Genomic DNA, 6,914 nt, shown 5'->3' with positions numbered 1-6,914 from the left:
GTTGCCGCCGAGCGACTCGCCGACCCGCAGGAAGGCCGTCCCCATGGGGGTGCCGTCCGCGAGGGTGCGGGCCAGGTCACCCACCGCGCCGACGACGGAGCCGACCTCGCGAATGAGGGAGGCCGCCTCGTCCCGGTTCGTCACGGCCTTGCCGACGCGCATCCAGTTGCGGGCCGTCGTACGCATGCCCCAACCGGCGGTGTGCAGGGCGGCCGAGCCGGCCACCCGGGCCAGGCCCGGAAGGGATTCGACGACGGTGGGACTCGCGAGCGCAGGCAGCCGCGGCAGGTCCTCGCCGCCGACACCCCGGTTCTCCGAAGAACTTGATTCTCTTGCCACGGTCCCATCCTCCATCAACAACACCTCGGGCGTTCCGCGCTGCCCCCTGCTGGTCACACCCACGAGAAACGACTCACGGCGGGAAACCGGGAATCAGGCCCCAGTTGAAGATCGCCAGGTGGAGGAACCCGCCCGCAGCGCCCATCACCGCACCGTGGAGGTAGAGCATCCACTCGTCCTCCTTGATGGCCGAGCGCATCATCTCGACGAAGTCCTTCGGCGGCAGTTCCTTGGTACGACGCGCGATCAGCACGCGGATCTTCTCCGACTGCTTGCGGCTGAACTCCGCGTCACGGAACGGGGTGATCGTGCGGCCGACTGCCTCCATCGCGAAGGAGTCCTTGATCCGGTCGTACCGCTTGCCGCCCATGGCCACGTTGACGGCACCGCGCAACGGGCCGGCGGCCTTGTCGATGGCAGGCCGCATCGCGGTCGCGATCATCTGGCGGGTCCGGTCGCCGCGGGGTCCGTCCATCAGGAAGTCACCGATGCGCTCGAGCGTGACCACGTCATCGGCGATGATCCGGGCGTAGACCTCGGCGCACTCGTCCTGGCGCCGCAGGAACAGCCCCTGGACCTTGATGCCGAGGACCTTCCGGGGCTCCGGCGGGTCGAAGATCAGCCACATGCCGAGCAGGTTGGTCGTCCATCCGACGAAGACGCCGAGCAGCGGCAGCAGCCACCAGATGTGCCACGTCTGGTCGACGATCGCGACCGGGATGCCCAGCAGGAAGCCGAAGATGAACCCGAAGGCCACCATCAGGTTCAGCTCCTTCTGACCCACGTCCTTGAACACCCGCACCACGAGGTCGGGGTTCTTGCGGAAGTGGTCGATGACCATGATCTTCGGGTCGAGCAGCTGGTCGATGTGCACACCGATCTCGTCGGTGATCGTCTTGACGACGGCAGGCAGCTGGGCCTGGACCCGGTCGACGACGGCGGTGCGGACCGGGCGGGGCAGGTCGCGCCACAACTTCGGGTGCTCGCGCAGCATGACCTCTTCGACGAGCTCGGGAAGGTCGGGCCGGAACACGTTGACGATGTGCTCGGCGATCTGGTCGGGCTCGAGCTGGGCGTAGAACTCCGCGGGGGTGCCGAGCTTCGCGATCACCTTGTCGACAGCGATGCTGCCCATCTTGGCGGCGCGCGCGGGGACGATGCCCTGCCAGCCGAGGCCGCCCTCCATCCAGCCCGGGATCTCCTGCAGCTTGCGCGGCATGAGCCCGGTGACTTCCTTGAGCCCGGGGACCTTGAAGCCGTGGAACTTGATGGGAGAGAACAGCATCCACAGGCCGGACCAGTTGATCAGCCAGCCGATGATGCCGGTGAAGAACGGGATCGAGATGAACGCGAACCAGTCGACGCCGTGGCTACCCGTGAGGTCGCCGCTCGCCCAGTCCCTGAAGAAGTCCCCTATCGCGTCCACACGCACCTCTCGTCCTGTTGGGGCCCGCCGCGCCCCAGTGCCACTGACGGTCCCGACGGGCTGAGGCTAGTGCTTCTTGTGACGATTGGCACGGGGATCTCAGGTCACGGTGTCGCAGGAACCTCGTCGCGCCGTTGGAGGCGCACGTCGTTCTCCAGCTTCCCGAACTTGCTCAGCGGCTGGATCCGGAACGCGATCCTCGCCTGGACGTCGGCGGCGGCGACGAAGCCGAACGTCCGGGAGTCGTCGGAACCGCCCCAGTTGTCACCGATCACCCAGTAGTGGTCGTCGGGAACGGTCACCCAGGCGGGCTCCTGCCCCCGAGGCGACGACGTGCCGTCGTCGACGCAGCACGGCTCGGTCTTGTCACCGACCCGGCCGGACCAGGCGGGGTTGTCGACCACATAGGTGACGTCCTCGCCCTCCGGACGCACGAGCACGACGGGTGGGTCGGCGTCGGCAGTGACCTGGACCTGGTCGCCCGGCAGGCCGATGACCCGCTTCACGACGGAGATCTCGCGCCCGCCGAGGGGGCTCTCGACGATGTCGAAGCGCTGGACGTCGTCCTTGCCGAAGACGTCGACCAGGAGCCGGTCGCCGCTGGACACGGTCGGCTCCATGCTGCTTCCGGACACCTTGACCGAGAAGGCCAGGGCAGCGATGACCACGAGCATTCCCGCGAAGAACACGGCCAGCGCGCCCACTCCGAGAGCAGTCCGCAGCCAGCTGCGGTCGCGGGCTCCGTTCGTCACGGCACGAACCGTACGCGATCGGTCGCCCCGAACCGCACCTGAGAAATAACCGTGACAAATTGTCGCGTACACCACTTTTCCGTGGCAGACTCCGGGGCGCTTGGCCTTAGGCATGGGGATGCGGCCAGCGTCCACCGTCGGTTCGGGAGGGATCGGCGGATTGCCAGGAGGATTCAATTGAACAAGATTGATGGAATGGGCCGTACCCGTCTGGGACGGTTCGCAGCAGTCACCGTCCCCGCCACTCTGCTCACCGCAGGACTCGGGGTCGCCATGCTGCAGGGAATGGTCGGCGCCGTGCTTGCGTCGGCCGAGGGATTCACGCTCAACAGTGATCGCATCGAGAGCAACGGACTGAAGGCGCGCGTGGGCGCAGCCGACGTTGCTGGCGGTGATCAGGCCACGGTGTACGCCGAGACCGGCGCCATCACCACGGCCAGCGGAATCGAGGTCATCACCCCCGACGTGACGATCCCGCTGATCAACCTTCCGGCACACCTCGAGGTGTCTTCGACCGACACCACGATCTCGCTCGGTGCCGTCGGGCTCAACGCGAAGACGTTGAACACCCCCAACGGCGCCGCGCTCGGCACCACCACCATCGGTGTCGCGCAGTCCGAGGCCGGCTTCACCAACACCACCACCGACAGCGGCTACGTCGCTGACGCGTTCGCGCTGACGAGCAGCTCGGCTGACCTGCCGAACGTCAACGCGACGGCCTACGCGATCACGTTGCAGAGCCTCGAGCTCGACAACCTGTCGCTCGCGGTCGCGCTCGGTAACTGATCGACCTCCGGTCGATCACCGCGATCAGCCTCTCGGCTGACGGCTCGTCCGTCTGTCCCTGAGCGGTCGCAACTCCGCCCGTGGGGACGCGTGCGCTTCCGCGCGTCCTCACGGGCACCACCACTGTTTTCGTAGGGACACATCGCATGACTGAGATCTCCGACAACCCTGTCGTCGCACCACTCACCGCGGCCCCGCGAGCGGGCCTCGTCGCCCGCATCCGGAACCGCTTCACCCTGTACCGCCGGACCCGCCCGTTCTGGGGTGCCCTGGTCCTCGCGCTCGGGGCGTACTTCATCGCCCAGCCGCTGCTCGGCGGCAGCTTCGCCTTCTACACGACCGTCGGCGCCCGCAGCATCACCCCGCTGCTGCTCGCCGCCGGCATGCTGGCCGCGGCCGCCATCGCGCTCGTCCTGCCCGCCCAGCGCCACTTCCCCGCCATCATCGCGACCCTGCTGTCCGTCGCGTCACTGCCCCTGGCCAACCTGGGTGGCTGGCTGATCGGGATGGTGTGCGGCATCACCGGCGCCGGCCTGGTGTTCGCGTGGACGCCGTACACCGCGAAGCAGCTGGAGCGCTTCGCAGCGAAGGACAAGGCCAGGGCCGAGCGACGAGCCCTCCGCAAGGAACGTCGATGAGCCGGGTACGACGACGCGGCCCGTCGGTCGTCGCCGACCACTTCCGCGCCGCCCTGCGCGAGCGGACCGCGCAGATGACCGATGCCGCCGCCGTACGACGGGGCACCCGGGTGCGGGCCGTCGTACCGCTCGCCGGCGGCCTGTGCGCCCTGGTCTCGATGTTCCAGCTGGTGAGCAACGACGTGATGGCGGTGAACTTCACGACCGCCAACCAGGAGTTCCAGCTGTACTCCAACTACCTCCAGGGCGAGCAGGCCGCGGGCTTCCTCTCGACGAACAACACGTCGACGGGCGAGGACAACGGAGTGACCGAGCTCGGCATCCGCTCGGCGAAGCTGGCCGGGCTGTGCGCGATCGCCCACGAGGACGTGCCGGTGCTCGGCGAGGTGACCCTGATGATCATCGCCGGCGTGCCGGTGAAGAGCTCGTTCGTCAACGGCGCCAACACCACGACCGACGGCGCGGGCGCTCCGCTGGCCTTCGATGCCAACGGTCAGCTGGTCGGCGGGAACCACATCACGGCGAGCAACCTGTTCGTGAACTCCCGATCCCTGAGCGGCTTCGGGAACAAGATCAGCGGCATGAACCTCGGCCAGAGCGCCGACACCGTCGACACGACGGCCGCCATCGAATGGCCCAACGGCCAGGGCCAGCCGGACCCCGGTGACTTCGGCCTGACCGTCGACAAGCTCAACGTCGGCGGACTCGGCGGCGACACCTACGGCATCAACCTGCAGGGAGCGATCACCTTGCCGAACCTCAAGATCAAGGTCATCAAGGGCCACAAGACGCAGGCCGACTGCCCGACCCAGGCCGCCGGCTGATGCGCGCGGCATGGGCGTGGTTCCGGTCCTTCCGGCGGACGCGGCCGTTCTGGGGCGGCCTGTGGTGCATCCTCGGCGGTGCCTGGATCATCCGCTCGATGTTCTTCTCGTTCGTGCTGGCCGTGACCGGGGGCTGGAGCTTCTCGGCCGGCTACATCCTGGGTGGATCGCTGATCCTGTTCGGCGTGGTCACCTGGTGTGCCCCCCACTACCGGGGCCTGCTCGGACTGATGGCGATCCTGCTGTCCCTCGCGGCCTTCGTCGCAGCCAACCTCGGCGGCTACCTCCTCGGTTCGGTCCTGGGCATCCTCGGCGGATCGATGATGTGGGCGTGGGGCGAGAAGGCGCCGAGGAAGGAGAAGGAAGGCCGCACGTCGCGCAGTCATCGTCGAAGGGAACTCGAGGCTGCTGATGCAGCGGCCTGACGGTGTCCTTCCGGGCCAGCTGACGATCGGGCGCCAACGCCTGGTCGTGGTGCTCGCGATCCTGGCGGTTGCCGCGACGACGATCCTGGTGCCCCGCCCCGGCGACGGTGCACGCGGCCAGGCGCAGAGCAATGCCTACCAGCCCTTCGCCTGTGACCAGCCGGGCAGTAGCAACCCGCAACAGCGGCGCCAGGAGATCCAGCTCGACAACGGCGCCGGCGACTTCAACGCCGCCGGGCGGATGTATCCGTGCCTGGCCGGGGTGCGCTGGCACCTGCAGTCGGGCAACGTCACCACGTCGAGCACGACGCCGGCCATCGGCCAGATCCGTACGGCGTACGGCCGCGAGTTCCCCGACACCGTCTATTACGCCGCTGCCGGCTCGCGCACCGACCTCTACCAGATGGCGTTCAGCGGACTGCAGTTCTGCAGCGGCGACACCACGCCCATCAGTGCGTGTGCCCCGACCGGCACCAAGGACATCCAGCTGTACGCCGACACCGCCGACGCGCCCGGCCCGAAGGCAGCCACCAACTACCGGCTGACGATCACCCCCGACCAGGCGATCACCATCGGGGGCTCGGGCGTCTGGACCGAGGTCCTGGCCACGGCCAACAGCTCCTTCACCGTGCCCGTCGCCGAGCTCCCCACGGCGACGCACCTCGCGTGCGGGCTGGTGGGAGGCATCGCCCGCGGGGGCTTCCTGGGCATCGGCGGCACCTGCGAGCTCAGCGCCTCCGACTTCTCCGGCAGTCTCGCCCAGTGGCTCGGTGGCGGCGAGAACTACACGCTGCTCGGGATCAACCTGGACCTCTACTACCTGGTCACCCACCGCCAGAACCCGACGGATCCCTACACGCAGATCCCCGTCGACGGCTCGGGCAACCCACTGAACTCCATCCAGCTCCCCAACACGACGATCTCGGTGAGCTGATGGCAACCGAGACGACGGCCGACGCCGTGCGGCACGGCACCCGCTGGAAGCGCCTGGCCGGGGCGCTGACCGCGTCCCTCGGGACGCTGGCCGCCCTCGCGTCGATCACCTGGCAGAACGCCTTCGGCATCGACGCCACGATCATCATCCAGGACGGCAACGCCACCTTCTCGGCCAGCCAGATCAATGCCAACGACGCAGCCTTCGGGATGGCGCCCGTCCGGCTGGGCAACGGCAACTGGAAGAACGTGCTGCGGGCGGGCTTTGCGACCGCCACGCTCGACGGCCTGTGCATCTCGAAGACGGAGACCCTCGCCGGCCTGGTGAAGTACACGATCAAGCTGACGGCGGGGGACGGCACGGCCGCCCTCGAGAGCCGGGCCAACAACGCGACGCTCGACGTGACGACCTTGAGGGGCGCGGCGATCAGCCTGCAGGGCAGCACCCAGCTCGGGCAGGCCACGACCGACCTCACCACCATCCCGGGCACGGCGCCGTACGAAGCCAATCCCTTCGGGGTCCCGCAGACCTGGGGCGGCGGCTTCTTCGGGCCCGGTGCGGCCGGTCCCAACGCCTACTCCGAGTCGGGCAACGGCGGTCACGTCAACGGCCAGGGCTTCACCGGGATCGACGCGACCCGCGGCACCCTGACCTCGGTCTACGGCCAGCTGTGGCAGGCGCAGGTCTCGGGTGACGTCACCTTGCCGAACCTGTCGATCAAGGTGTTGCCGTTCACCGACAGCATCGGCTTCAACGCCAACGGCACGCAGAACACGACCCCCGACGGCAT

Annotated in this window: 8 protein-coding genes and 1 pseudogene; 6 read left to right on the top strand and 3 right to left on the bottom strand. The window is 68.3% G+C overall.

What is annotated here, in order from left to right; genetic code table 11:
• The 3 genes and pseudogenes from ACOADB_RS23475 to lepB all read right to left on the bottom strand — a co-directional run.
• Positions 1–339 (bottom strand): annotated as a pseudogene (locus tag ACOADB_RS23475) (hypothetical protein); the annotation flags it as partial.
• 73 nt (positions 340–412) lie between these two features.
• Positions 413–1,771 carry a hypothetical protein gene (locus ACOADB_RS23470; RefSeq protein WP_378604430.1) on the bottom strand — a complete coding sequence of 453 codons (1,359 nt, stop codon included), beginning with the start codon at positions 1,769–1,771 and terminating at the stop codon, positions 413–415.
• 98 nt (positions 1,772–1,869) lie between these two features.
• A complete protein-coding gene (gene lepB / locus ACOADB_RS23465; protein WP_378604427.1) occupies positions 1,870–2,517 on the bottom strand; it encodes a signal peptidase I in 648 nt (215 codons plus the stop codon).
• Positions 2,518–2,694: 177 nt separating this feature from the next.
• Here lepB and ACOADB_RS23460 point away from each other — a divergent pair, with 177 nt between their 5' ends.
• The 6 genes from ACOADB_RS23460 to ACOADB_RS23435 form a co-directional block, all read left to right on the top strand.
• Positions 2,695–3,303: a DUF6230 family protein gene (locus tag ACOADB_RS23460; RefSeq protein ID WP_378604424.1), complete on the top strand. Its 609-nt coding sequence runs from the start codon at positions 2,695–2,697 to the stop codon at positions 3,301–3,303.
• Positions 3,304–3,449: 146 nt separating this feature from the next.
• On the top strand, positions 3,450–3,941 hold the full coding sequence (locus tag ACOADB_RS23455) for a DUF6114 domain-containing protein (RefSeq protein ID WP_378604421.1): 492 nt from the start codon (positions 3,450–3,452) through the stop codon (positions 3,939–3,941).
• A complete protein-coding gene (locus ACOADB_RS23450; protein ID WP_378604418.1) occupies positions 3,938–4,765 on the top strand; it encodes a DUF6230 family protein in 828 nt (275 codons plus the stop codon). Before ACOADB_RS23455 ends, ACOADB_RS23450 begins: the two co-directional genes overlap by 4 nt.
• Positions 4,765–5,190 (top strand): DUF6114 domain-containing protein, encoded by a 426-nt coding sequence (locus ACOADB_RS23445; RefSeq protein WP_378604415.1) that lies wholly within the window; start codon positions 4,765–4,767, stop codon positions 5,188–5,190. Before ACOADB_RS23450 ends, ACOADB_RS23445 begins: the two co-directional genes overlap by 1 nt.
• Positions 5,177–6,124: a hypothetical protein gene (locus tag ACOADB_RS23440; RefSeq protein WP_378604412.1), complete on the top strand. Its 948-nt coding sequence runs from the start codon at positions 5,177–5,179 to the stop codon at positions 6,122–6,124. The genes ACOADB_RS23445 and ACOADB_RS23440 overlap by 14 nt, the downstream gene beginning before the upstream one ends.
• On the top strand, positions 6,124–6,914 hold a 791-nt coding region (locus ACOADB_RS23435; RefSeq protein WP_378604409.1), incomplete at its 3' end, for a DUF6230 family protein. The genes ACOADB_RS23440 and ACOADB_RS23435, both read left to right, overlap by 1 nt.

The organism is Nocardioides sp. CPCC 206348, from assembly GCF_048654705.1.
Classification (GTDB): Bacteria; Actinomycetota; Actinomycetes; order Propionibacteriales; family Nocardioidaceae; genus Nocardioides.
Note: the sequence above shows the minus strand (reverse complement) of the source record. Positions and strands in the feature narration are given on the sequence as shown.